This is a genomic window from Pseudomonas sp. P7548, from assembly GCF_013386585.1.
Taxonomy (GTDB): domain Bacteria; phylum Pseudomonadota; class Gammaproteobacteria; order Pseudomonadales; family Pseudomonadaceae; genus Aquipseudomonas.
This window is the reverse complement of sequence record NZ_JACARO010000029.1, coordinates 1-22,133: the sequence shown is the minus strand read 5'-3', so window position 1 is coordinate 22,133 and position 22,133 is coordinate 1. Positions and strand designations below refer to the sequence as shown.

General features: G+C 56.4%; 27 protein-coding genes and 1 pseudogene. 5 read left to right on the top strand and 23 right to left on the bottom strand.

Going from position 1 to position 22,133, the window contains the following annotated elements; genetic code table 11:
• Nucleotides 1-18: 18 nt before the first annotated feature.
• The 6 genes from HX803_RS13200 to HX803_RS13175 are packed head-to-tail and all read right to left on the bottom strand — an operon-like array spanning nucleotide 19 to nucleotide 5,083.
• Nucleotides 19-390 (bottom strand): tail fiber assembly protein, encoded by a 372-nt coding sequence (locus HX803_RS13200; RefSeq protein ID WP_178921103.1) that lies wholly within the window; start codon nucleotides 388-390, stop codon nucleotides 19-21.
• On the bottom strand, nucleotides 387-2,642 hold the full coding sequence (locus HX803_RS13195) for a phage tail protein (protein WP_178921100.1): 2,256 nt from the start codon (nucleotides 2,640-2,642) through the stop codon (nucleotides 387-389). The genes HX803_RS13200 and HX803_RS13195 overlap by 4 nt, the downstream gene beginning before the upstream one ends.
• Nucleotides 2,639-3,256 carry a phage tail protein I gene (locus HX803_RS13190; RefSeq protein WP_178921098.1) on the bottom strand — a complete coding sequence of 206 codons (618 nt, stop codon included), beginning with the start codon at nucleotides 3,254-3,256 and terminating at the stop codon, nucleotides 2,639-2,641. The genes HX803_RS13195 and HX803_RS13190 overlap by 4 nt, the downstream gene beginning before the upstream one ends.
• Nucleotides 3,256-4,167 carry a baseplate J/gp47 family protein gene (locus HX803_RS13185; RefSeq protein WP_178921096.1) on the bottom strand — a complete coding sequence of 304 codons (912 nt, stop codon included), beginning with the start codon at nucleotides 4,165-4,167 and terminating at the stop codon, nucleotides 3,256-3,258. Before HX803_RS13185 ends, HX803_RS13190 begins: the two co-directional genes overlap by 1 nt.
• Nucleotides 4,164-4,508: a GPW/gp25 family protein gene (locus tag HX803_RS13180; protein ID WP_178921094.1), complete on the bottom strand. Its 345-nt coding sequence runs from the start codon at nucleotides 4,506-4,508 to the stop codon at nucleotides 4,164-4,166. The genes HX803_RS13185 and HX803_RS13180 overlap by 4 nt, the downstream gene beginning before the upstream one ends.
• On the bottom strand, nucleotides 4,505-5,083 hold the full coding sequence (locus tag HX803_RS13175) for a phage baseplate assembly protein V (RefSeq protein ID WP_178921092.1): 579 nt from the start codon (nucleotides 5,081-5,083) through the stop codon (nucleotides 4,505-4,507). Before HX803_RS13175 ends, HX803_RS13180 begins: the two co-directional genes overlap by 4 nt.
• A 193-nt stretch (nucleotides 5,084-5,276) precedes the next feature.
• On the opposite strand from HX803_RS13175, the gene HX803_RS13170 reads away from it, so the two are divergent.
• Nucleotides 5,277-5,981 (top strand): DUF2971 domain-containing protein, encoded by a 705-nt coding sequence (locus HX803_RS13170; protein ID WP_178921090.1) that lies wholly within the window; start codon nucleotides 5,277-5,279, stop codon nucleotides 5,979-5,981.
• On the opposite strand, the gene HX803_RS13165 is transcribed toward HX803_RS13170, so the two are convergent.
• From HX803_RS13165 to HX803_RS13110, 13 genes and pseudogenes are all read right to left on the bottom strand, one after another.
• On the bottom strand, nucleotides 5,978-6,433 hold the full coding sequence (locus HX803_RS13165) for a phage virion morphogenesis protein (protein ID WP_178921088.1): 456 nt from the start codon (nucleotides 6,431-6,433) through the stop codon (nucleotides 5,978-5,980). The genes HX803_RS13170 and HX803_RS13165 overlap by 4 nt on opposite strands.
• Nucleotides 6,423-6,905: a phage tail protein gene (locus HX803_RS13160; protein WP_178921086.1), complete on the bottom strand. Its 483-nt coding sequence runs from the start codon at nucleotides 6,903-6,905 to the stop codon at nucleotides 6,423-6,425. Before HX803_RS13160 ends, HX803_RS13165 begins: the two co-directional genes overlap by 11 nt.
• A pseudogene (gene lysC / locus HX803_RS32590) lies at nucleotides 6,902-7,081 on the bottom strand (Rz1-like lysis system protein LysC); the annotation flags it as partial. The pseudogene lysC and the gene HX803_RS13160, both read right to left, overlap by 4 nt.
• Nucleotides 7,002-7,445 carry an Rz-like lysis system protein LysB gene (gene lysB, locus HX803_RS32705; protein WP_178921085.1) on the bottom strand — a complete coding sequence of 148 codons (444 nt, stop codon included), beginning with the start codon at nucleotides 7,443-7,445 and terminating at the stop codon, nucleotides 7,002-7,004. The pseudogene lysC and the gene lysB, both read right to left, overlap by 80 nt.
• Complete coding sequence (locus tag HX803_RS13150) at nucleotides 7,442-7,645, bottom strand: hypothetical protein (RefSeq protein ID WP_178921083.1); 204 nt, start codon at nucleotides 7,643-7,645, stop codon at nucleotides 7,442-7,444. The genes lysB and HX803_RS13150 overlap by 4 nt, the downstream gene beginning before the upstream one ends.
• Complete coding sequence (locus HX803_RS13145) at nucleotides 7,642-8,487, bottom strand: N-acetylmuramidase family protein (protein WP_178921081.1); 846 nt, start codon at nucleotides 8,485-8,487, stop codon at nucleotides 7,642-7,644. The genes HX803_RS13150 and HX803_RS13145 overlap by 4 nt, the downstream gene beginning before the upstream one ends.
• Complete coding sequence (locus tag HX803_RS13140) at nucleotides 8,484-8,762, bottom strand: phage holin family protein (RefSeq protein ID WP_065882264.1); 279 nt, start codon at nucleotides 8,760-8,762, stop codon at nucleotides 8,484-8,486. The genes HX803_RS13145 and HX803_RS13140 overlap by 4 nt, the downstream gene beginning before the upstream one ends.
• A gap of 1 nt (nucleotide 8,763) precedes the next feature.
• Complete coding sequence (locus tag HX803_RS13135; RefSeq protein ID WP_046035109.1) at nucleotides 8,764-9,117, bottom strand: putative holin; 354 nt, start codon at nucleotides 9,115-9,117, stop codon at nucleotides 8,764-8,766.
• Between the two features lie 27 nt (nucleotides 9,118-9,144).
• Complete coding sequence (locus HX803_RS13130) at nucleotides 9,145-9,357, bottom strand: tail protein X (RefSeq protein WP_046035108.1); 213 nt, start codon at nucleotides 9,355-9,357, stop codon at nucleotides 9,145-9,147.
• Nucleotides 9,357-9,818: a head completion/stabilization protein gene (locus HX803_RS13125; protein WP_178921079.1), complete on the bottom strand. Its 462-nt coding sequence runs from the start codon at nucleotides 9,816-9,818 to the stop codon at nucleotides 9,357-9,359. The genes HX803_RS13130 and HX803_RS13125 overlap by 1 nt, the downstream gene beginning before the upstream one ends.
• 104 nt (nucleotides 9,819-9,922) lie before the next feature.
• Nucleotides 9,923-10,624, bottom strand: coding sequence for a terminase endonuclease subunit (locus HX803_RS13120; RefSeq protein ID WP_176997847.1), 702 nt, complete (start codon nucleotides 10,622-10,624; stop codon nucleotides 9,923-9,925).
• A 4-nt stretch (nucleotides 10,625-10,628) separates the two neighbouring features.
• A complete protein-coding gene (locus HX803_RS13115; RefSeq protein ID WP_176997846.1) occupies nucleotides 10,629-11,651 on the bottom strand; it encodes a phage major capsid protein, P2 family in 1,023 nt (340 codons plus the stop codon).
• 40 nt (nucleotides 11,652-11,691) lie between these two features.
• Nucleotides 11,692-12,522, bottom strand: coding sequence for a GPO family capsid scaffolding protein (locus HX803_RS13110; protein WP_178921077.1), 831 nt, complete (start codon nucleotides 12,520-12,522; stop codon nucleotides 11,692-11,694).
• A gap of 155 nt (nucleotides 12,523-12,677) precedes the next feature.
• On the opposite strand from HX803_RS13110, the gene HX803_RS13105 reads away from it, so the two are divergent.
• Together HX803_RS13105 and HX803_RS13100 are read left to right on the top strand one after the other, a co-directional pair.
• Complete coding sequence (locus tag HX803_RS13105; protein ID WP_178921075.1) at nucleotides 12,678-14,435, top strand: terminase ATPase subunit family protein; 1,758 nt, start codon at nucleotides 12,678-12,680, stop codon at nucleotides 14,433-14,435.
• On the top strand, nucleotides 14,435-15,484 hold the full coding sequence (locus tag HX803_RS13100; protein ID WP_178921073.1) for a phage portal protein: 1,050 nt from the start codon (nucleotides 14,435-14,437) through the stop codon (nucleotides 15,482-15,484). The genes HX803_RS13105 and HX803_RS13100 overlap by 1 nt, the downstream gene beginning before the upstream one ends.
• A gap of 103 nt (nucleotides 15,485-15,587) precedes the next feature.
• Here the strand turns inward: HX803_RS13100 and HX803_RS13095 are convergent, their stop codons facing one another.
• The 3 genes from HX803_RS13095 to HX803_RS13085 form a co-directional block, all read right to left on the bottom strand.
• Complete coding sequence (locus tag HX803_RS13095; protein ID WP_178921071.1) at nucleotides 15,588-16,967, bottom strand: helix-turn-helix domain-containing protein; 1,380 nt, start codon at nucleotides 16,965-16,967, stop codon at nucleotides 15,588-15,590.
• 152 nt (nucleotides 16,968-17,119) lie between these two features.
• The gene (locus tag HX803_RS13090) at nucleotides 17,120-17,800 is read right to left on the bottom strand and encodes an SOS response-associated peptidase family protein (RefSeq protein WP_178921069.1); all 681 of its coding nucleotides are present in this window, start codon (nucleotides 17,798-17,800) and stop codon (nucleotides 17,120-17,122) included.
• Nucleotides 17,801-17,825: 25 nt separating this feature from the next.
• A complete protein-coding gene (locus HX803_RS13085; RefSeq protein ID WP_178921067.1) occupies nucleotides 17,826-18,164 on the bottom strand; it encodes a hypothetical protein in 339 nt (112 codons plus the stop codon).
• 1,210 nt (nucleotides 18,165-19,374) lie between these two features.
• On the opposite strand from HX803_RS13085, the gene HX803_RS13080 reads away from it, so the two are divergent.
• Nucleotides 19,375-20,862 (top strand): hypothetical protein, encoded by a 1,488-nt coding sequence (locus tag HX803_RS13080; RefSeq protein ID WP_178921065.1) that lies wholly within the window; start codon nucleotides 19,375-19,377, stop codon nucleotides 20,860-20,862.
• A gap of 292 nt (nucleotides 20,863-21,154) precedes the next feature.
• Here HX803_RS13080 and HX803_RS13075 read toward each other — a convergent pair whose 3' ends face one another.
• Nucleotides 21,155-21,709, bottom strand: a complete 555-nt coding sequence (locus tag HX803_RS13075; protein WP_178921064.1) for a M91 family zinc metallopeptidase — start codon at nucleotides 21,707-21,709, stop codon at nucleotides 21,155-21,157.
• 221 nt (nucleotides 21,710-21,930) lie between these two features.
• On the opposite strand from HX803_RS13075, the gene HX803_RS32585 reads away from it, so the two are divergent.
• Nucleotides 21,931-22,133: hypothetical protein (locus HX803_RS32585; protein ID WP_218647031.1), on the top strand; the 203-nt coding region annotated here is incomplete at its 3' end.

Sequence of the window (22,133 nt, the reverse complement as noted above, 5' to 3'; positions counted from 1 at the left end):
AAGTTGTAGTGGACGAGCCTACAGGTGCGCAGCGAGTTCAGGCGGCTTTTCGTCAGGTGATACAGGCCACTGAATTTCCGCTGGGAATCCGTCTTGCTGCTCAATGCGGTTGAGGTCGATCCTGTAGGCCTTCCATAGCTTCAAGAGGGCCACCTCGTCATCGGTAACCCGTTCGACATCTACCGCGTCTTGCAGTGGTCCCATGCGGTTTGCCGCGATTGCCAAAAGCTCGTTACGCTTTGCGATTGCTGCCGTTGCAACCTCTGTAGCAGTGGGTGGCAACGGAACAATATCAATCGGAAATTGGCTCCAGTATTCATCAGACCCGACATCATCACGGCTGCCGACAGCGCGAAATGCTTGTTTGTCATTACGAATTGCATAGTTCATAGCGTGTCTCTCCATCCGACCAAATTAAGCAAGTTGCCGGCACCCTGCGACACCCAAGCGATGCTTGTCCCTTTGAGCATGATCTCGACCACCATGGATGAACGGAACACGCCAGAGTTAGCCGGGCCAGAGCCATAGCTGTAATCAGTCACCAGCGAGTAAGCCGTAGACGGGAATACACCAACCGCATTACCAGCTGCGGAGTCAGCAGAAACAACGCACTTGATATGGCTTGCGGTGGGCGGCACATGGTTGGATACGGAAACGGCTGTCAACACACCGCTAGTGCTTCCGCCAGCCATTGCTGGCAGTGTGGAGACGTTGGTACCTGGTGCTTTATCAACTTCTACAAAGCAATCCGTTTGGTTGAACCGCCACGGGAATTTGTTAGCAGTCGCATCGGTACGAATGCTCCCGACCCTGGCCTTGTCTGTGTAGCCCGCCGGCATAGTCGGCGCAGTTGCGCTCAAGGAGAGCAGGCCCGCGCTTCCAGACTCGTTTGAGATAACCCAGACGTTGTACAGCGTCGACGCCGCCAGCACTCCGGCATCAAGTCCGTTTGCCCCAACAGTCAAACCACTGAAACTCAGGTTGATCCCGCTCACAGAGCGAACTCTGTCACCCGTACCGACAATCAATTGGTCAGCTGAAACGTTCACCAGTGCATTCAGTCCAGAGGAAGAAAGCTTCAAGTTTTTATGGGTACCGATAATTGCCAATTTCTTTTGGCTCTGCACTTCCAGAGCCAACGCCGCAACATCAATGTTTCCCTGATTGATTGGCGCGTTCCAGGCCTTGATGCACCACATAACGGCCAAGCTACGCGAGCGGGTTTCCGATCCAACACGGGGCACGCCGTTCACGCCATCACTTACGAACGCGCCCGTCAAGTTACGTGGTCTTGTGCCCGGTGTGACTGTGCCAAGCGGCGGGCCGACCGCTGGATCACCAGCGCCGGCGTCATCGTTACCCCAGGCTGTTCCAGCCTTAGTCCGCATCGTCTCCATGCGGAAGCCTTGCAGACTATCGAGCTGCATTGAGCCAATCGCACGCGCTGCATCCACGCCACGTCCATGGTCCCAGCCCCGCAGGAACTCACCGCGCGATTCCGGGAGACGAAAGTTGCCTGCACCTTCATCGCCCTTATTGAACGCCCCTCCCAGGAACGTCGCCAGGTCAGGATAAAAAGCCTCATTTTGGACGCTGCCGTCCAACTCCAGAAAGCCCGGCGCTAGCTTATTCACCGGAAACGCGATTACCGAGCCCACCGGCAACGCCGAGGCCTGGGCGATCATCGCTGTAACTTGGTCCTTGGTAAAAGAGTCAGCAATGCCATACCCAGCCAGAGTGGTTGGGGTGGTACCGGCAATCACCCGGCCGTACTTGTCGACCGTCACTTTGGTGTAAGCCCCTGCGCTTACACCCGTGCGTCCGGCGACCATTTCGAAGGCCAGCGCAGTGGTGCCCAAGACAATCGGAGCATCCGTCACCAGCTGCCATACGCCATCGCCGTTGACTGTGCCCTTTTCAACGCTGACAAACAGCCCAGGCGTCACCTCGACGCTGGTGTCAGCATCCTGCGCACGTTTCCAGGCGCCCGCTGCCGGGACAACGTAGATGCCGTTTTCCCGGGCTTGAGCCTGATCCTTCACCAGGACTCGCGCACCGGCTGGCAGCAGCTCGCCGTCGATGGCCTGGATACCGCTCAGCGTGATATTGGCTGTTGTTGCCGCCAGTACTGAGTGCTTGTAATCCAGCTTTGATAGCGCCTCAACAATGACGGTGTCGACGTATTCGCGAGTCGCCAAGACAACGCTGGGGTCGATCTTCAGCTCAATGTTCGCCGTGCTGCTGACTATCAGGTTGATGCGAATCACCTGCGTCCTGCCAGAACCCTGGTTGAGCAGCGGTTTGTATGTGGGCGCGCAGTTGGCAACCGCCACCATGTCGCCGTCCGCGTCATACAGTGCGATCTCTCGCACCCACCACCCGCCGACGCTCTCGGGGATGATCTGCTCAGTGATGATCACGCTGGCATTGGTTGGATCGACCTTCACCTGGTTCAACGGTGCCCGTCGGCGCTCGTTGATCAGTTTGGTTTGTGTGCGGCTGGGGATAGGATCGGTGCCGTTAGCGTCACCCACGGCCATCTGGGAGAACGTCCAAGATGTGCCGAGGGCTGCGGCGTTCGCCTGCTTGGCTTCACCGACGGCGGTGAGAATCGCGAAGAACTGGCTGTTTTGGTCGGTCATGAGTAAATGTCCATCGTGTCGATATGGTGTTCTCGGCCACCGATGCGGTACACGCCGCTGACGTCGATATCGCGCTGGGTCGGTGGGTAAACGCTGAGTTCGTCGCCTTCGTACACGCAGGCCCCGATGAACACGGTGCCAGTGCTTTCCAGGCTGATGGCCAGGCCAGTCAGTGGGCGGGTGAGCGGCTTGGCGTCATCAATCAGCCAGGTCAGCTCCTGGTACATTTCTTCGGTGATGCCGGTGTCCAGCACTCCGACCTTCAACGCAAAGGTGCCGGGCACGCCTTCCGGTGCGGTCTGCCACCATTCCACTACCTCAATTAAGTAGCCCAGTGGCTCGACCACGCGGCGCAGAGCGCCGATGGTGCCTTTGTGTGCGTGGATGTAGCGGGAGGAGCGAATGGCCGCGCGCTTGGTTGCTTCGGTCCAATTGCTATCCCACCGGTCAACGGAGAAGGCCCAGGCTAGGTAGGGCAGCACTGCCACCGGGCAGGTATTCGGGTTGCACAGATCCCGCAGTGGGATCGGAACGCGCTGAATCTCAGCGAGCGCCTGTGCCGCCTGGCGCTCAAGCGGTGTGGAGTTGTTCGGTAGCAGCTGCAGGGCGCCCATTACTCCGCGCCCCTTGTGATGGTGACGCCGGTGCAGAAGGGCGCCTGTTCCTTGGTGGCGACGATATCGACCCAGTCTTCCAGCACGACCTTGCGTACACCTTCGACGAACAGCGCCGCGTGCAGGGCGGATTCCGAAACCTCCATAGCCAGGCGGCGCCGTTGGTTCACGTAGGCCCGTAAGCTCTGTTCAGCCGCAGCAAGGATTGGCTCAGACTCGGGGCCACTGGTCAGCAAGTACAGCTTGGCTTTCACCTGGTACCGAATGATTTCTGCGGGCTTCACGGTCAGGCGGTCGGCCACGGGCCGGCGGTCATCGTCGCTCAGATACTTCTTGACGGTGGCAACCAGGTCGGCCGACGCGGTGCCGTCGCCGAGCAGGGCCTGCACGGTGACCACTGCCACAGCGGGTGATGGGCTTTCAGCGGTCGCGTCGGCGACACGGCCGTCGGCTCCACGGGCATGGAATATGTAGCTCTGGCGCGGGCCGGCGGTGCTAAGCCCCTCCCAAGCCATTTGCGCTCGTTCGCGCAAACTGTCATCGCCCTCCATGATCCGCGCGACAGGCGGGACAGCCATGGGCTTGGCTTCCTGAACCACCAAACGCTTGACGTTGAAGTTGCCCGCTAGTTGGTCCAAGTCGGGGCCTTTGGCAAAAGCCAGCAGGTTCGCCATCGACGCCTCATTCACCCGCTGACGCCAGATGGTTTCGCGGTAGGCGTTCTCCTGCAGCAGCTTTGCCAAGGGCTCCGACTCCATGTCGAGGCGCGCGGCAATCTGCTCCTGTTCCTCGATCGGCCACAGGCTGATCATGTAGGCCTTGCGCTCGGCCAGGATCAATTCGAAGTCGATCTGCTCGACGATCTGCGGCGCCGGTAGTTGGCTGAGGTCAATTGCGGCAAAGGAATTCATACGCTTCCCCCCAGTTGCAGCGGCAGGCTCAGACTCAGGGGTTCATTGGTGTCGACGACGGAGCCTTCCAGCTCGAGCACGGACTGCCCTTGCAGGTTCGCGCCGAGGAACTGCACTCGGCTTAGGCTGATGCGAGTTTCCCAGCGCATCAGCGCCATGACGGTGCCCGCGTACACGCGCAGGCGCGTGGCGTCATTGAAAGGGTGGTCCACCAACTCGGGCAGCAGGCTGCCGTATTCGCGACGCATCACGCGCGTGCCGATGCGGGTGGTGAGAATGTCCGTGACGCTCTGGCCGATGTGGTCCAGGTCGCTGATGGTTGCGCCGGTTTCTCGGTTCATGTTGGTAAAGGCCTCCCGGACTGATCGTCGCCCTGCTTAACGCCTGTGGTCAGGTGATTGACCAGGCTTACATTTGCCGCGACCACGTCTTCGGAGACTGTCACCAGGCCGACCACGTTCTGGTTGCCGGTTTGGTTGTAATCGCCCTGGTGATTGATGGGGCCGATGATGTTGATCCCGCCCTTGCTGACCAGGCTGGTGGTGCCGCTTTCGGGCAGGGTGGCGTTCAGGTGATGGGCGACGCTGTCGTATTCAATTACTGCGCCGTCGGCGTAGGTGCGACGGTGCAGGCCGGCGCGGTCGCCGTTGGCGGGGATGTGGTCGCTGAAGAGACCGGTGACGACGACGCCGTTGGCGAGCTGGCCGGATGGGCTGAACAGGATCACTTGTTCGCCTTCGGTGGGCGGGTCCCACTCTTGGTCGGCACCGGCGCGCAGGGCGAGCCACGGCAGCCAGGCGGTGGTCAGTGATCCGGTTTTGACTTGCACGCGCGGGGGTTCCATCTGCACGGCGGCGATGACGCCGAAGCGGATGAGGTTTTCGAGCATGCGGGAGAGGGCGGCGAAGTCGTTCATGGCGCTGATGATGGCGCCACGCGCGTGGGGGTGCAGTATTCTCGGGTTGTAACGACGCGGTCTACATGACTTAGTGCCGTCCTATAGGTTTTTGATTGAAAGGTTTACTCTTTTGATGTGATGCCAGAATAGTGGCGACTTGGGGGGCGCGCAGTTATGATCTGAATAGGACCAATGCCAACTAGGGGGGATCATGGCAACCAAAAATCAGTCTACAGGCTTGTATCGGATTATGGACTTCTCGCGAGTTGTCCAGATTTTTGAAAGACAAGAACTCTATTTTGCAAATCCCAGTACTTGGGATGACCCCTATGAACAACTAATTAGGCATTCTAAGGATCATGCGCTTTTTGGGCAGTGCTGGAGTCGTACACATACTTCCGATGCCTTGTGGCGAATATATTCTAAAGATGGAATGGGTGTGCGGATATCTACTACTGAGGAAAGGTTTAGGCAGGTTATAAGATCGGGAATCAAGGATAAAAATTATAATTACCGACTTCGCAAAGTTGAATATGTCTCTCAGACTAGACTTAATGAAAAGGCTGAAAAAGTCGCTGAAAGTTTGAACGATTTTTTTGTAATTGGTGAAGCGGTTGATATGCTTTACATGAAGCGAGAGGCCTTCAGTCATGAAAACGAATGGCGTGCCACGTTGTTTTGCCCGGAAGAAGTTAGAGCGGATGGAAAAAAAGGTATAACTATACCTGTTGACCCTCATCGTTTTATCCAAAGCATTGTTCTGGATCCAAGGGCGCCTGATGAACTAGTCGATGCGTTTATTTTTTACTTCAAACTTAAGTTGGGATTCGTAGGGCCAATATTTAGGTCGGTGTTGTATCGGAAGCCTGAGGGTTTTGAAGTTGATGGTGAGGTTTTCAGTATCGAAGATCTTTAGTTTACGTGCGAAAGTATCTTGTCTCTGATTAAGTTAATGTCTGCATCAGTGAAACCTAATATTTCACGCTGTTCGTACCTCACATCTGGAGCACCACGCTCCGCACGATCCTTCAAACCGTATTGGTGAACCCTGGCGATCCGGGCAATGCGCCCGGTGAACCCTACCGTCACATTATTGCTATCCCCGCGAACCTTCAGATACGACGCAGTCCGCAGCTTCTTGAACATCGCTAACTTCCGCTTTATCCGACCTTGCTTCCCTCGCAGATCCCGATGCTTTCGAGGGGCGTACTTGCTCCCGTCCGGGTTCTCCTGAGCCATCACGCGCTTCTGCTGACTGCGGCGCAGCTCCTGGCCGATGCTCCGCGCCAGTTTGCTGCGCTCCCCTGGCTCAAGCCGATCCAGCAGCACTGCCGCCCAGGTCTCCAGCGCTTCCAGGTCATTCGCCACTAGGCACACTCCACTCACTGGTATTGCCCTGGGCCCCAGGCTTCCAGTTCGGATCGAGGTAGCCCGCAACGTACTGCGGTTCGTTCGGATGCTTCACGGTGGTGTTGCCCTGGTCATCTTCTCCGACCACAACCCGTTCTGTCAGCGGCAGGGTAATGCTGAGGTCCACCTTGTTCTTGTCCAGGATGTCGGCTTCGAACTGAATGCCGTCTTTGACCTTGTCGAGGTTTTCCAGCAGCTCTGACTGGTTGACGCTCAGCCAACCCAGGATCGGCAAGATCACGCTGTCAGGGTGGCCGGCGAACTCTGTAAGGATGATCTGCAGGTCAAAGCTGTATTCGAACGACAGGGTGTGGGCAGCAGTGCAGCGGACTTTGCCGTTGTCGATGAATATCAGCAGACGGTCGGGGTTGTGTTTGAACTCGGCGACGGTGGCCAGGAGGTGGGCGCGCAGGCTTTCCGGCTTATTCATGGGTTGGCCTGCTGGTGTTTGTAGATCATGTCGACTTGCGCCGCGCAGTCAGCCCAGGCGGCTTCGGCGCGGTCCTCGTCGGTCAGGAGGTCACCGTTATTGAGCGGGCTTGTCGCCGGCAGGTGGCACGGCAATACGGCCGGACAGCCAGTCACGATAAGCTGCGGCGCCGGTGAGGGCGGGGCGCTCGCGCAGCCGGCGAGCAGCGTCAGGCAAAGGCTGATCAGCCCATTTCCGAAGGTCGTCATTTTCACGTTTCAGCTCCTCTATTGTTCGCTCGCGTTTGGCCAGGCTTTGGCGCAACTGATCCTGTTGGGCGCGCAGGGTGCTCTGTGCATCGCGTTCCTGCTTAAGGGTGTCGGTGAGGGTGTTGGCCGTCTCCAGGTTGCGGTCTGCGTCCTCGCGGGCGGTCTTGGCCGCATCCTGCGCTCGTTCGGTTTTGCCTTCAGCGACGTCGATGCGTGTTTCCTGGACCCAGATCAGCAGCACCAGGGCGCCAAGCAGGGCGAGGCCATACAGGGCCTTGCGCAACGTGCTCATGCGCGGTACCAGCCGAGCTTGTTCATGGTCGCGGTGTCGAGCTGCTTGATTGGACCGCGCACGATCACGGCGCGAGCACCGTTCATGATCTGGATGGATTCGGCCAGCAGCTCCATGTCGCTCTGTTCCGTCGACTCCGGCACCACGAGCAGGTCACCGTCCTCTACCCGCAGCTTTTGCAATGCGTCGAAGTCGATCATGCCGCCACCCCATTGCCACACTCGCAGGCTGCGTGCCGCTCGTAGGCGCGCTGGAGCTTGGTGTCGTAGAGGTTCCGCAAATAATCTGGCCCGTTGTAGAGCCTGGCGAACTCGGCCCATTTGCGGCCCTTCAGCGCCTTGTGCAGCACCGGGTCGGTTTCGATGAAGCGGGTGAACGCGTCGAGCTGCTGCGATTCGCTGGCAGCCATTGCCGCGACGAAGGCCTGCACGCTGGCGTAGCCGAGGCGCTTCCAATGAAAGCCCATGATCTGGAACGCTCCCCAGGAAGCCGACTCCAGTGCGGCTGTGTCGTCGATCAGGCGGGCCATGGCCAGGCGCTGGTGTTCGGAGGTACCGCCGATGTATCCGCCAGGCTTCGGGTTGACCAGGGCAGGGTTGGCGGTGGCGAGCTGGTCCGCGTGACGCTTGAGTTCTGCCGCGTCATCGCCGGCATGTCGCGCCGTGGCGAGCTGGCGGTACATGATGTGCCGTTCGAACAGGATCACCGGCTTGCCGTTGTCGAGAAAGCCCTTGCCCTTCGATTCCACTTCATTGACCGCGTAGATGCTCGCCAACGGAACGTCGAGGCGTTTGGCGGCGGCCACCAGGTCATTGTTGCGCAGCATCTGCGTGCAGTCGCCACCGGCCAGGCTGGTTTGGGTCTTTTCGCCGGCGGCGCCATCGACGACCAGGCCGACTTTCAGCTGGTAAGCGCGAACAGCCGATTCAGTGTCGTCGCCGAACACACCATCAGGGTAGAGGTTGGCACCGTGCTTGTTGAGGTTCTTTTGCAGCATCAGCACTGCTTGCGAGCGGTCGCCGTGGCGAAGGGTGGTGGTCATGCGCTGGGTCTCAACAGGGCGGCGACGTTGCCGCGTGAACGGAAAATCAGGATGCAAAGCAGCACGATGGCAGCGGCCTGCCCGAGGCTGGTGGGCTGGCGTTCCAGCAGGATCTCCAGGCCGCAGATGCACAACGTGGCGCCAAACAGGCTTGCCAACAGCGAGATGCTGCGCCGGTACCGCGCATCGCCTCGGGTGTAGCAGGCCAGGCGCAGGGCACTCAGCAGGTAAGCGATCGCCGTAATCAACTGCACGGCCAGTTCGATGTTCGGCATGTCAGGTGCCCCCTCTGATGCGACGCCATATGTCCCAGATGTCCGCTTTCTCCACCCACACCATCAGCTTGATGCTGATCGGGATGACCACCAGGGCACAAACAAATGCACTGCCGCCGCTGGTGATAAACGGAATTGCCTGTAAAGCCATAGGCGCGAACAGATAGCCCACGCCGGCCGACAGGAACAGTGAGCCCAGCCGCTGCCAGACTTTAAGGTCGCGCTTGGTACTGGTAACCAGCCAGGCGCCGAGGATGGCGCCGAATAGCGCCCCGTCGTCGATAACGGGCGTTACGGTAGACAGGCCCAAACCAATGAGCAGGCCAGTCACAACGCTGGAAGTCGGATCAGCCATGGTGTGGTTTTCCTTCGATGCAGGGGGTCAGTTCCATAGCTGCACCATCTGCCGCTGGGGCGCGCTGGTTTGGGCTTCGGGCATGTTGACGACAAGGCCTTGCGGCAGGATCGGACCGTGCTCGGCCAAGCCGGGGTTGGCTTCCAGCACGGCCTCGGTGACGCCGGCGGTGCGGCCGTAGAACCGCCAGCAGAGGGCGTCGACGGTGTCGTTTTGATTGGTGCGGATGGCTACGGGCATCAGATCAGCTCCACTGTGGTGCGGCTGATCCCGAGGAAGTCGCGGACGGCCCAGCGCAGATCGCGGCGGTAGTCGTCGATGGTTGGGGTGGTTTCTTCGGCTTTGTCGCTGCCGGTGTTGGTCGCGCTGTAGTCGCGGTACCGCTCGCAGACTTCGGCGCCGGTACCGGCCTCGATCGCGCGGCGGTACAGGTGAGCCTGGACTGACACGTCGTTGATCATGTCGTCAGGCACATCTGCCAACGTGGCGTAGCCGGCGGCCTGTTGTTTGGCCTTCCACAGCCTCAACTCACGGTTGAGGTTGATGGCGGCAGCGATCACGGCAGTCTCCAGGCGGGCCGGGGTGACGCTGGAGTCGATGCGCAGGGTGGCGCGCAAGTCGTCCAGATCGATCGAAGGCCAGAATGGATCGGTGTTGATGTGACCGCCGGTGACTGGGCCGCTGGCTACAAATGCGCTCATGGAACGGCACTCAAAAATAGGTCGCCGGTGGTCGGGGCTTCACGTTCAGGAGGAGCGGCCTGGCCGATCCGCCCCGAGCCGGCGGGGTGCGTGGGGACGCTCGGTTAACTGCCGGTGGCAGTATGTTTTTTCAGGAGGCGTTCGGCGCCGTCCAAATCCTTCTTGCCGCCGCAGCTGTCGTGCAGCTCGATGGCGCGCTTGAGCAGGTCGATACCGGCTTGAACCTGCCCCGGCTGGCCGGGTTCCTCCGCTGTGATGCCGTGCACCGTGGCGCGGCCCGTTGCCAGGTAGAGCTTGGCGCGGGCTTGGTCTGGCATGTCTTCGTCGTCGGTCAGCTCAACGGTGCGATGCAAGATGTTCAGGTCGAAACTTCCGTTGGTTTTTTGCGCTTTCAGTGCGGCGGTGGCGATTTCTTCTGCGACGAGGCAACCGGTGGTGCGCTCGAAACGGTCGGGCATGATCAGCTTGTGCTTGAGCACGTAGTCGGCGATGTCCAAGGCGCCGCTGTATTCACCGGCATCGATCCGCCAAACCATGATGGTGGTCAGAACGTCGTCCTGGGCACCGTTGCCGGCTGCAAGCACGCCCTCGACATAGGGGACGTACTGGGGCAGCAACTGTGGCTTGAGTGCTTCTTTTGCGGCGGTGGACTGAATCGCTTTCAGACGAAGCCGATCCTGAAGCAACTGATTCAACTGATGCTCGTAGGCGGTGGCGCCGGCCATGGATTGCTGTGGTGCCGTTTTCGCTGCCTCCATGGCCGCGCGTGCGCGGCGCTGGTGGGCTTGGGCGATGCTAAGTGCCATGGGGTTAACCCTCGCTGCCTGCGTCTTCAACCGGCTTGATGTTTTCCAGCAGGCAGCCCAGGCCGTATTCCTCGACCACGTACGCCTCGTTCGACGATTCGAAGTTGCTCACGCGGTTCCACTCTGGCTCTTCCTTGAGGTAGCGGCGGCGACCGCCGATCTGCCAATACACCGACAGGTTGGCGAAGGTGGTGATAAGGATCGTGCCTTCGGGGATGTACGGCACCTCGTACAGCGGCAAACCACCGACGCGGCGTTGCGAGATGATGAGGTCGCTCGCCAGGGTGTTGGTTGCGTCCTGGTCTTTGTTGACCAGGGCCAGGAACTTGTCGTGGACCAGCTCGCGGCCGGTCAGCACCACCAAGCCAGGGTTGCGGCGGTACCAAGGGTCAAGCAACTGGATGGCGTCGTAGACCAGGGCGTCGATGTTCTTGAAGTCGCCGGTTTTGCCAATGGTGATCTTGCCGGCGACGGCGCCTTCCTTCAGCACGCGGTCGGGTGCGTGGGTGCGGTACTGCTGGAGCCAGCCGATGTTGACGTCTTCCAACAGTGGGTGCGTGGTGCGGTCGGTTTGTTCTGCGGCCGAAACGCCGTAGAAACCGATCTGGATACGGTCGAGCGCCTGACGTTGGGCGATGGCGCTGGACAGGCGGGTTTGGAAGTCCGGGAACTTGGCCCAGGCGTCGAGCTGTTTGTAGCTGACGAAGGTGTCGAAGTCGGTTTGTTCGGCCTTGTACTTGTCGCTCGACAGAGTGCCGATGCTGCGCGGCTCACGTTTTTTGACGTTGGTGTTGGTACGGCTGGCAACGGTGCCGCCCACGCCCAGGCCGACCTTTTCGCCTTCCTGTTCATCGACGCCGATGACGTTGACCTTGGTCAGGAACTCGCTCGATTCCTGAATCTTGGTTTCCAGACGCTGCTGGATGGTTGGGTCGACGCTGAACGTGGCGGTGGCCGATTCAACGCCGTTGAGCTGTGCGACCTGGCTGAGGTAGCCGGTGAAGAGTTTTCGAGTGTCGTTACGCATGGGTGTCTCCGATAGTGGGCTGGGCGGTGTCGGCCGCAGGTCAGAATTCAGCCAGGGCTGTTTTGCCGCCGCCGGTTACCGGTGGGCGCTGGGTTTGGGAGTGGTCTTGGGTTTTACCGAGGGTGGTTTTCAGCTCGACCAGGTCCTTGCTGAGCTGCTCAATCTTGGTGTTCAGTTCACCGGAGAATTTCTTCTCGGCAGCCAGCTGATCGGGCAGATCCTTGACGTGATCGGCAATCGCTTCGACGGCCTGGCCGATTTGGGCGAACTCGGCGTCGTCCTTCGCCTGTTTGCCGCCGAGTAGTGCCTGCACCTTGCTGAAGAGCTGGGCGCCGAGGCTGGGTTTGTCCTCGATCTCCTCAAACTGCAACTCGGTTTCCACCGCCTCGGTGAACATCGACGTCGCGGAATAATGACGGTCTTTGAATGGGCTGGATTCTGGCTTTTGCGCCGAGAAAGACAGTACGTCGGTGCCTAGGCTGGCCGGTGAGTCGGTGACGGCCAACCCGACGATGTACGCCTCGCCGGTGTCGGAGAAACTGTCGTCAATCTCGATCGAGGTGTAGATCTTCTGCTTGGCCTTGTTCATGGCGATCAGCTCAGGCGTCGGCTCGACCTGGGCGAACAGGGCCAGCTTCTTCTGGCCGTTGATTTCCACTTCTTCGGTCTTGACCGCGAGCACGTCGCCGTAGGCTTTGAACGGGCTGTCTGGCAGCAGGCTACGGAAGTGCTCCAGCCAGATGCGGGCGCCGTAGGTGGATGGGTTGAAGTTCTTTGCGGCCTGTTCCAGCCAGCTGCGTTTGATGGTGCGCTTGTCGGAGGTAGCGCCCTCGACGGCGACGCGGAACCAATTGCTGCGAAATTTCTTCATGCCGGGAATCCTCAATGCGTAGGGCGCTAAGTGCGTTGCAATGAGGGGCATGGTCGTGACGCGCGCGAGTTGCGGCAACGAGATGGGATTGTAAAGGGCAGGACTACAAGGGGAGGCGCTACTGACTCGCGGGCGCGGGCGGCAGCATCGCGGCCATGACTACGACTGAACTGCTCCCAATCGATCCCCGGCGCCAATCCAAGTTTCTGTATTGGATGGGTTGGCGTATCTGTGAGATTGCCGAGGCTACGGGCGAAAAGGAAAAAACGCTACACAGCTGGAAGGCCCGCGACGAATGGGACCGGGCGGATAACGTCGAGCGCATCGGCGGAGCGTTGGAAGCGCGCTTGGTGCAGTTGATCCTCAAGGAAGGCAAGAGCGGCGGCGACTTCAAAGAGATTGACCTGCTGCACCGCCAGTTGGAGCGACAGGCACGCATTCAGCGTTTTCAGGGCGGTGGTACCGAAACCGAACTCAACCCCAACCTTGCCAACCGCAACGAAGGTCCGAAGAAAAAGACTCCGAAAAACGACATCAGCGAAGAGCAGATCGAACTGCTGCGCGAAGCGTTTATCGATGGGTGCTTCGACTACCAGAAAGATTGGTACCGAGCGGGCAACCAGCGAACTCGCGTCATCCTCAAGAGCCGGCAGATCGGCGCTACTTACTACTTTGCCCGCGAGGCGTTCATTGATGCCCTGGAGACCGGGCGCAATCAGATCTTCCTGTCGGCTTCGAAGAACCAGGCCTACCTGTTCCGGGGCTACATTCAGGCGTTTGCCCGCGAGGTCATCGGCGTCGAGTTGACCGGTGATCCCATCGTGCTGCCGAACGGCGCCGAACTGTTTTTCCTCGGTACCAATGCGCGCACTGCCCAGGGTTACCACGGCAATTTCTATTTCGACGAATTCTTCTGGACGTTCAAGTTTGAGGAACTAAACAAGGTTGCGTCAGGTATGGCGATGCACAAGAAGTGGCGAAAAACCTACTTCTCGACGCCCTCGACCATGGCCCACGAGGCGTACACCTTTTGGACGGGCGAGCGTTTCAACAAGGGCAAGCCAGCGGCGCAACACACCAAGGTCGATGTTTCCCACGGCGCACTCCAACAGGGCCGTTTCTGTGAGGACCGGTTGTGGCGCCAGATCGTCACCATCCTCGACGCGGAGGAGGGCGGCTGCGACCTGTTCGACATTGAAGAACTGCGCCGGGAGTACAGCCCCGAGGCGTTCGCCAACTTGCTGATGTGCGAGTTCGTTGACGATGGCGCGAGCATCTTCCCCCTGACGGTGCTGCAACCGTGCATGGTCGACAGCTGGGTCGAGTGGGCTGAAGACTACAAGCCGTTTGCCATGCGGCCGTTCGGTGATCGCCAGGTGTGGGTGGGTTATGACCCGGCGGAAACCGGCGACTGCTCGGGGCTGGTGGTGGTCGCTCCGCCACTGGTGCCAGGGGGCAAATTCCGGGTGCTGGAGCGTCACCAGTTCCGAGGCATGGACTTCGCGGCGCAGGCGAGCGTGATCAAAGCCGTCTGCGATCGGTATTGGGTGACTTACATCGGGATTGACGTCACCGGCCTGGGGAGCGGCGTGGCGCAGCTGGTGCGCCAATTCTTCCCCAATGTCACCACGTTCAGCTATTCGCCTGAGGTCAAGACCCGCCTGGTGCTGAAGGCCTACGACGTGATCCACCGGGGCCGGCTCGAGTTCGACGCCGGCTGGACCGACATGGCGCAGTCATTGATGGCGATCCGCAAGACCATAACCGCAGGCGGTCGCCAATTCACCTACACCGCCGGCCGCAACGACAACACCGGCCACGCCGACTTGGCGTGGGCACTCTTTCACGCATTGCACAACGAACCGCTGGAGGGGCAGACCACTGCCAATACCGGTCGGATGGAGATTTTTTGATGTCGAACCGCCGTAGAAATACCAAGCAGGTAGCCCAGACCACCACGGTTGCAACGCAGGAGTTCATTCCGCGCAGTGACAGCAAGATGGAGGCGTTCAGCTTTGGCGATCCGTCACCAGTGTTGAGTGGCCGGGAGGTGTTTGATTATCTGGAGTGCTGGTTTAACGGGCGCTGGTACGAGCCGCCGCTGTCGTTGGATGGACTGGCGCGCTCGGTGGGGTCCAGTGTGCATCTGCATTCGGGGCTGATGTTCAAGCGCAACCTGTTGAGCAAGACGTTTATCCCGCACCGCCTGTTGTCGCGCGCGGCGTTTGAGCAGTTCGCCCTGGACTTCCTTTGCTTGGGTAATGGCTATCTGGAAGGGCGACGCTCAATGCTCGGCCCGGTGCGCGAGCTGGTACCGCCGCTGGCGAAGTACATGCGCTCGGGCAAGGAAGGCCGACAGTTCATGGTCCAGGGCTGGAAGGAGGAGCATGAATTCGAACCGGGAACGGTTTTTCATCTGCGGGAGGCGGATCTGCACCAGGAGGTGTACGGGCTGCCAGAGTGGATTAGCGCGTTGCAGTCGGCGTTGTTGAATGAATCGGCCACGCTGTTTCGCCGCAAGTATTACGAGAACGGCAGTCATGCCGGCTTCATCCTCTACATGACCGACGCCGCGCAGAACGAAGCGGATGTCGATTCACTGCGCAAAGCGCTCAAGGATTCCAAGGGGCCAGGCAACTTCCGCAACCTGTTCGTGTACTCGCCGAACGGCAAAAAGGACGGGTTGCAGATCATCCCGGTCAGCGAAGTGACGGCGAAGGACGAATTCAACTCGATCAAAAACCAGACCCGCGACGATGTGCTGGCCAGCTTGCGCATTCCGCCGCAGTTGATGGGCATCGTGCCGCAGAACGCGGGTGGGTTTGGGTCTATCAGGGAGGCGGCGCAGATTTATGCGGCCAATGAACTGGAGCCGATTCAGGCGCGTATGGCGCAGGTGAATGAGTGGCTCGGGGAAGAGGTCGTGCGGTTCAAACCCTATGAAATTCCGGTCGGCGCATAATCGATTTAGTGACGAGCCTAACCAGCCAGGAGTGGAATAGGCTCAGAATACATAAATATCGCACCGATCTATAAGTTTTTTCTTGTTTTGCAGAGTCTATAACCTACTTGGTCCTTGCAATTGCTCGGTTTCCCGCTTCAGCAAAGTAATGATAAATATTTTTCCCCTCTTTATCTATTAGATCCTCATCCATGGTCATTTCATAAGCGGGTATTCCAAAAGAGTGTGCAATCCAGCTAAAAGCCATAATTGATTGAACTGCCAAATCATCAACTGTTGATAATGCGCCATCATCTATTTCAATAAAGCTCTCCACTTCCGTCCCTAGGGGTGTGGTGATGTGGCTAGTCAAACATAGAGGTAGTCCATTTTTTTTGAAATGGTTAACAATATATTCGACGTCGACAAAGGGGATTGTGCGCCACACGTTGATTAGTTTGAATTTTATGTTAAAGCCAGTTGGCCACTTCGCAAGCGATTGTAAGGTTTGCTGTGTTTCAATTACGCTCATTAAAATATGGATAAGAGTGTTGAAGTCAATTATGTGTGCTCTTTCATAGTTGCTTGATATTAACGTGCCCAAGAAGGACTCTAAATGCTCATACCCATATAAGTATTCACGAATATCTTCAATTCCGCCATTAACCGTTTGCAGGGGAATTAATATGTCCCCTGAAAGATCGTTCGCGACGTCCCAAGTAAGAGTCAATTTGCTCGGATCGTTGTTCCGGCACTGTCTGGCAACAAACCCCCCAGACCTCGAGTAAACCGTGTCAAACGGTATGTGGCATCTTCGCTGTACAGTTGGATTCAAAGTCTTTCGGACGAAATCGGTTGATAGCGTGAAGGGTGGTCGTGGAGTGCCCCAAAGGTTAGGCTCAATCATTATTCTCAGGAACGCTAGATTTGATTCTCCTTTTGAAAACTCAGGATCTCTGTCATGCCATTTTTTGTAATATTCGGCTTTTTTTTCTGAACGACTAAATAGCTTTTCAAGCATATATCTATCAGCTTCAGGAACAGGGTCTGAAGAATCAGCTACACGTCGGTAAATTCGTCCCGAACGATGAACATGTGGCGCTTGCTGACTTTGTGGGACAACTACACAGATTATCGCGGAATCGCTCCCGAGATTTATAGGGTCGAATGGGCCATAAATCACTTTTATATCAAAGTGGCATGTAGGGTTCATATGTTGCGCTGCAGAATTTCGAATTGCTTGTAGAGAGGGATCTATCTTGTTTTTTGGTATCCCAACAAAAGTTCCTGCAACTGAATTGTGTTTGGACTCTTCCTTTATTCCGTAAAATAGCCATCCTCCGTAAGTGTTCGCTAATGCTGAAAGAGATTTAGCTATAGATTCACCGGAAGATATTTCTTGTTTGTACTCTATGTACCAGCCTTCATTTATGGATTTTAATGCGGTTAGATCTTCGGTAACTAGGTCGTCAAGGCTTTTGTTGAATGGGTTGAATGGTTTCATTTGATTCCTCCATGAATTTTCGATGCGAAGATTAATAATAAGCAGGAATTGATATTCTGACTACATAATAGTCAGATGCACGGTATCCAATTGGGCTAACCATCTCGTGGCGTGCTTGGCAGCGTTGTGATTTCCATTACTTAGTTAATAGCCTAAGGAGACGGCTTGATCAGATCAGCTCCTCTATTCCTGACGTTGCCCACCATCGAACTGACCTTGAACCATTCAAAGGTTTCGACCGGCTCGCCCTGGTGCAACACCATCTGCTCAGCCCGCTCTTTTGGCGTTGCCGGGTCCAGCCATTCGCGGGCAAGGTCCGGCGTCAGTACCACGGGCCTTCGGTCGTGAATGTCTACCATGCCGCCGGCACTGTCGGCGGTGATGATCACAAAACCGTCATGCTCACCTGGGCCTTCGTCCGCGTCTGGCAACTGGCCGATGGCCGCGCACAGGATCGGCGCGCCGTCCCGCCTGCGGATCAGATAGGGCTGTTTCTTCGGCCCACCTTCATCCACCCACTCAAACCAATTATCGATAGGCGTGATCGCCCGGTGCGGCCAGATAGCCCGGAAAAATGGACCGTGGGCGACCTTCTCAACGCGTGCGTTGATCGGTGCGGCGCGGTCTTTCGCCCAATGCGGTCGCCACCCCCAGCGAACTGGATCAGCGTGCAGCAGTTCACCTTGCAGGTGCAGCAACGCCACCTGGGTCGTCGGAGCAACGTTGTACCGCTCGATAGGTTGGTCACCCACCGAGTTTGCTAGGGCGTTGGGCATGCTCAGCGCCGCAACAAAGTCGTGGATTCCCCTGTACTGCGACAGCCTTCCGCACATAGCCAAGCCCTCCTTCCGTTTGATCTTAGACAATCGTGGTCGGTCGAGCTCTCATCTCGTTGACGATACGCTTCAGGCCTTCGGCTTCACGCTGACTTACGTTCAGTGATGTCGTCAGGGTATCGATCTGCTTTCGCATTTCAGCCGCTTCGCCGCCTCTCTGACGGAGGTATCCAGCGAACTCGGCATTCTTCGCCTGGGTAGCCAGCAGCATCTCGCTGATTCCGAAGACATCCTCCCGTGCTTTGCGTAGTTGCGTGTTCAGCTCCTGGATCTCGTTCTCCAGAAGGCGGCAGTGCTGCCGGTACATTTGCAATGGGGTAGGGAGGCCAAGCCAGCCGAGGGTGTCTTCATTGTCATTCATGGGGGCGAATCCAATACTGTATGCGCATACAGTAATCGAGGTTTGCCTATGACACGATTTGAGGCGACGAACTGTAGGAGGGAGGGGGCTTTGGGTCAGAAAAAGTCAGCTGGGATAGATGAAAGTTTACCCTTCAGCAGCATGAATAAACCCATCTCAACATAGCATTTGCAGGGTGTCACGGCAAGCCAAAGCGGCCGCGCGGACCAATAAACACGGGGCTTCGGGGGCTGCGCTGGCGGAACCCAGCGGGCTGTCGGCAGCGCGGGGAATTGGCGTGCCACAATACGGGCCACAGGCGTGCTACACGGGGGCAGTGACGTGCTTCACCACCCGGCGCGCGCCGTCGTCCCCCCACCACGCCTGCGGGCTAAATGGGTCGTTTTTTCTGCACACCTGCGGACCATTCACAGCGGCCCAGGCTGGGGCTCTGCTCGGCGTTGTAGGGAGGTTAAAAACCTGCGGAACCCTGCGAAGGTGGGTAGTTTTCGCAAAGCTCACAGACGTGCATGGGCAGCCGGGTCCAGTTGGTGCCTAGGGAAAAGGGTTAGTTTTTTTTTGAGTGGGGTGTGTTCGGCTGGAGACCCCGTATTTGTTGGGCTCGAGACCTAACTCTGATGGGTTAGGTTGGGTTAGATTAAAAGTTAGGAGTCTGTAACTATCTGTTTTTAAAGGATTTAGCATATTGAATATTTAACATCAATAAAGGTTAGGTAATTACCACTGCTAACCAGAAGCTAACTTTGCCAATCCATCGCAAACCCGTACCAGATAAGGCTTTCCTAGTACCCAGTAAAAAACTAACCTTCCTTACCTGATTCCCGTGGGTCAACATGAAAAGGTGAAAGCAGCATAGGTCGCGTCGGAGGGCGTTCTTGATGCCTGACGATAGGGATTCGTTCCTTTACACGTCGAAGCGTGCGAGTTGAGAGATTTCAGGAGAGATCAAATGCTTTGTTATCACGGTGATTGGCGTAGCTATCTGCTGGTATCGTGCCGGATACCTGACATGCGTGGCTTTGGGACGGAGTTTGTAAAGGCGCATAGCCTCCGTAATTAAAGAGAATTGAGATCGGATTTGGAGGTCGTGCGCCAGTCCCTATCGTTTAAAAGTGAAATGTCAGGTCATCGAACATTCCAACCAGAAAAGCGATGGAACTTAGAAGGCTGACCAATTAGCTGGATGAAAGTATTGCAGGAGCAATAAATAGTGTCCGTTTTCAAAGCTAAAGTAACAAGTTGGATAATTAAATTTTCCTCAAGGTTTCCCTATCTCGTTTCTGCTCGGTTACGGTTTTTTGCGAAAAGCGAGTCTGCCGGGGAAAGTAAGTTGCTCGGCGAAATTTACTCTAAAGAAGACCTTATAGTGAGGGCCAGTCTTTTCGAAGGAGATGTGTCATGGAAAGGCGTTAGTTTTGTCACTTCTGTAAATAAGTCAGAATTGTCAAAAATCCACAAGTGGATGAAAAGTCAGAGCCGCTCTCCAGGAAACTACAGTGATAGTCATGGGGAGGGTATTGGAAGTACTAATCTGATCGGTGCTGGCTTAAATAATTTGGGTATTATTTCTTTTAATAAACCAAATATGTTCGCTGTCGGTTCTGTGAGTATAAGGGCTGAGCTACCTAGCAGTTGTTATGTGACCTTGCTGAGACTAAAAAATGGCGTTTATTATATATCTCTATATATTTATTTTGATAAAAAAGTTAAAGGTCGTATTGCCAATTTAGATGTGAGTAACGCCTCTCGCTACAAGATTTTTCAATCATTAAACCCATTCTCGCCTCGTTTTTCGATAGTGGAGCATCACGACAGGATCTCGGTTATAGAGGAGACGGTTCTCGCGAGCGCCAGAGAAGTGGTTACAGAGGCTACACAGGCTGCTTGTGCTCTACTTCAGCTTTGGGGGGTGAAAAAGTCTCGTGAAGAGCTGGCGACGGTCGCTGATTTTTTCAGAGACGGGGAAGGGTCTTATTTTAGTGATCCGTCTTTGGATGGTTTAGAAAACTCTGAGTCTGAAACCTCTGTGGTCAAACCGTGGCAAGGACGTTCTATGTGTTGGACGTTAAGTAAGGATGCCAGTGAGGATTACATAGGCGACTACATTCCGGAGAAAATTGGTGTTGACGCCATTTTTATAAAGAGTCAGGTTTCCTCGCTTATAGATAGAAATGATAGATATATGAATTCGTTAACTGGTGTGACTCATCATTATGGATTTATTGTGATGTTGCAGGAGATTTATGCGCGATTTGAACGGTGTATGCATAAAGTTAGTCCTGTTTTTTTAAGTTGCAATAAAGACACTGAACGAAATTTGAATATGTTGCTGGAGGCTAGTCTAGAGCTTAACACGATAGAGGAAAGGCTTACGGCTGTTGAGGATGGGTTGCATTGGAGTGAAGGAAAATATCTAAATTTTACGCGAAACCGTATAGCAGGAATGCGTTCTCATGTCGTCAATCTCCGAGCCGACATTGAGAGGCGCAGAGGATTGAGCGACGGACAAGTACAAATGAAAAATTTAATTTGGATGAGACGCTATTCAATAATGGTTTTTGTACTGGTAATTGTTCAAATTGCATTGTCTTTGTTGAATGTCAATTGGGCAGAGAATGCTAGGAACAATAATCCGATATATATGAATTTGTTTAATTTGGCAAAACAAACCTGGGATTTCCTTCTGGGGCTGCTTTAGACGTTGAGGGCGCGGTCAAGGGAATGGTACGAAAGTGGTACGCGGTTTTCATAGGGGCGCTGTAGGGCATGTATATCGTGGCATCTAGAGCTAGTAGATCCAATCCATCATAGGTGCAACGCTAAAGCGGCGAGAGAGTGGCGCAATTTGTAGAGACATGGGCAATCTGAGTCAACGAGGCGAATGGCGCGCAGTTTATCAGGGATGCCTCTTGGGTGTGGCAGAGGCATTAGCTGCGTTTTTCACCGTGTTGAGAGTTGCGTGAACATTGGAGGCAGCCCCCGATAGCCATTCACCTCGAATAAGCAGTCCGCCGCGGCAAGCTGTGTTCAGCGCGAATGCTATTTTCACTGAATTTCTTGCTCGCCGAATCACCAATACCCGTCGCGCGGGTTTCTTCCTTGATGTTGCTGCCCCCCAGGTAAGTGCCGCGCAGAATGCGATAGGCGTGTACCAGTTCGTGGGCCAGGCCAATGAAGCTCGTCGAGCTGTCTTCATAGCTCATCCCGGTGGGAACGCCTTGGGCGTCCAGGGCGAGGCTGGAGTAGGGGTTCCATGTCACTTCGACACTGGTGCCGGGCCCTTTGAAAATCCACTTTTTCAAGGCGTCGGTTGCATTGCCGACGGAGGCGCAAGTGTTCGGCGTCGTCGAGTAATCGCTGGCGATAGCGACGATCTTGATGGTTTTACCGGTACTGGGGCCGCAAAGCTCATTGATTTCCTTGAGCAGGTCGCGCCCGGTGTTTCTCGACTCGATCCTTTGCAGCGCGGTGATCAGGTTGTTCATGAATTCAAGGCTGGCTGACTCCAGGGTGATGTTGGGGAAGGCGCTGTAGTTTTGGATCATCACCTGTGTTCCTTATGATCTTGAAATGACTAGGAACACAACACGCAGCCGCCGACTTTTATTCCATGGCGTTTGGGCTGGGTAAGTCCCGACGCGCCACGAGGGATAACCTGAACCCACCCTGTCCCCTCGCAAAGTTTCATCATCTCCCACGCCTTTGAGGTCTACGATCCTCTTCAAGAGAGGACCTCCGTGCCTCCGGTCCATAGGGAACTGAAAACATGATCTCGAACCTCGTCAAAGTCGTGATGGTCGCTGGTGCGTTGCTGTTGAGTGCTTGTTCGTCGGGGTCGTCGGGCGGTAGCAGTGACCCTTGTTTCTCAGGGGGATGCCAGGCGTTTGGTGACCACAGTCCTGGCAAAGCCGCCAAGATGAATTTTGGTGGCGGCAGTGGGTTGGGGAGCAGTTTTGGGGAGTATGGGGC

What these genes read in the sequence shown, in the direction of transcription:
- HX803_RS13200 (WP_178921103.1), bottom strand. Translation starts at nt 390, where the DNA reads ATGAACTATGCAATTCGTAATGACAAACAAGCATTTCGCGCTGTCGGC.
- HX803_RS13195 (WP_178921100.1), bottom strand. Translation starts at nt 2,642, where the DNA reads ATGACCGACCAAAACAGCCAGTTCTTCGCGATTCTCACCGCCGTCGGT.
- HX803_RS13190 (WP_178921098.1), bottom strand. Translation starts at nt 3,256, where the DNA reads ATGGGCGCCCTGCAGCTGCTACCGAACAACTCCACACCGCTTGAGCGC.
- HX803_RS13185 (WP_178921096.1), bottom strand. Translation starts at nt 4,167, where the DNA reads ATGAATTCCTTTGCCGCAATTGACCTCAGCCAACTACCGGCGCCGCAG.
- HX803_RS13180 (WP_178921094.1), bottom strand. Translation starts at nt 4,508, where the DNA reads ATGAACCGAGAAACCGGCGCAACCATCAGCGACCTGGACCACATCGGC.
- HX803_RS13175 (WP_178921092.1), bottom strand. Translation starts at nt 5,083, where the DNA reads ATGAACGACTTCGCCGCCCTCTCCCGCATGCTCGAAAACCTCATCCGC.
- HX803_RS13170 (WP_178921090.1), top strand. Translation starts at nt 5,277, where the DNA reads ATGGCAACCAAAAATCAGTCTACAGGCTTGTATCGGATTATGGACTTC.
- HX803_RS13160 (WP_178921086.1), bottom strand. Translation starts at nt 6,905, where the DNA reads ATGAATAAGCCGGAAAGCCTGCGCGCCCACCTCCTGGCCACCGTCGCC.
- lysB (WP_178921085.1), bottom strand. Translation starts at nt 7,445, where the DNA reads ATGAGCACGTTGCGCAAGGCCCTGTATGGCCTCGCCCTGCTTGGCGCC.
- HX803_RS13150 (WP_178921083.1), bottom strand. Translation starts at nt 7,645, where the DNA reads ATGATCGACTTCGACGCATTGCAAAAGCTGCGGGTAGAGGACGGTGAC.
- HX803_RS13145 (WP_178921081.1), bottom strand. Translation starts at nt 8,487, where the DNA reads ATGACCACCACCCTTCGCCACGGCGACCGCTCGCAAGCAGTGCTGATG.
- HX803_RS13140 (WP_065882264.1), bottom strand. Translation starts at nt 8,762, where the DNA reads ATGCCGAACATCGAACTGGCCGTGCAGTTGATTACGGCGATCGCTTAC.
- HX803_RS13135 (WP_046035109.1), bottom strand. Translation starts at nt 9,117, where the DNA reads ATGGCTGATCCGACTTCCAGCGTTGTGACTGGCCTGCTCATTGGTTTG.
- HX803_RS13130 (WP_046035108.1), bottom strand. Translation starts at nt 9,357, where the DNA reads ATGCCCGTAGCCATCCGCACCAATCAAAACGACACCGTCGACGCCCTC.
- HX803_RS13125 (WP_178921079.1), bottom strand. Translation starts at nt 9,818, where the DNA reads ATGAGCGCATTTGTAGCCAGCGGCCCAGTCACCGGCGGTCACATCAAC.
- HX803_RS13120 (WP_176997847.1), bottom strand. Translation starts at nt 10,624, where the DNA reads ATGGCACTTAGCATCGCCCAAGCCCACCAGCGCCGCGCACGCGCGGCC.
- HX803_RS13115 (WP_176997846.1), bottom strand. Translation starts at nt 11,651, where the DNA reads ATGCGTAACGACACTCGAAAACTCTTCACCGGCTACCTCAGCCAGGTC.
- HX803_RS13110 (WP_178921077.1), bottom strand. Translation starts at nt 12,522, where the DNA reads ATGAAGAAATTTCGCAGCAATTGGTTCCGCGTCGCCGTCGAGGGCGCT.
- HX803_RS13105 (WP_178921075.1), top strand. Translation starts at nt 12,678, where the DNA reads ATGACTACGACTGAACTGCTCCCAATCGATCCCCGGCGCCAATCCAAG.
- HX803_RS13100 (WP_178921073.1), top strand. Translation starts at nt 14,435, where the DNA reads ATGTCGAACCGCCGTAGAAATACCAAGCAGGTAGCCCAGACCACCACG.
- HX803_RS13095 (WP_178921071.1), bottom strand. Translation starts at nt 16,967, where the DNA reads ATGAAACCATTCAACCCATTCAACAAAAGCCTTGACGACCTAGTTACC.
- HX803_RS13090 (WP_178921069.1), bottom strand. Translation starts at nt 17,800, where the DNA reads ATGTGCGGAAGGCTGTCGCAGTACAGGGGAATCCACGACTTTGTTGCG.
- HX803_RS13085 (WP_178921067.1), bottom strand. Translation starts at nt 18,164, where the DNA reads ATGAATGACAATGAAGACACCCTCGGCTGGCTTGGCCTCCCTACCCCA.
- HX803_RS13075 (WP_178921064.1), bottom strand. Translation starts at nt 21,709, where the DNA reads ATGATCCAAAACTACAGCGCCTTCCCCAACATCACCCTGGAGTCAGCC.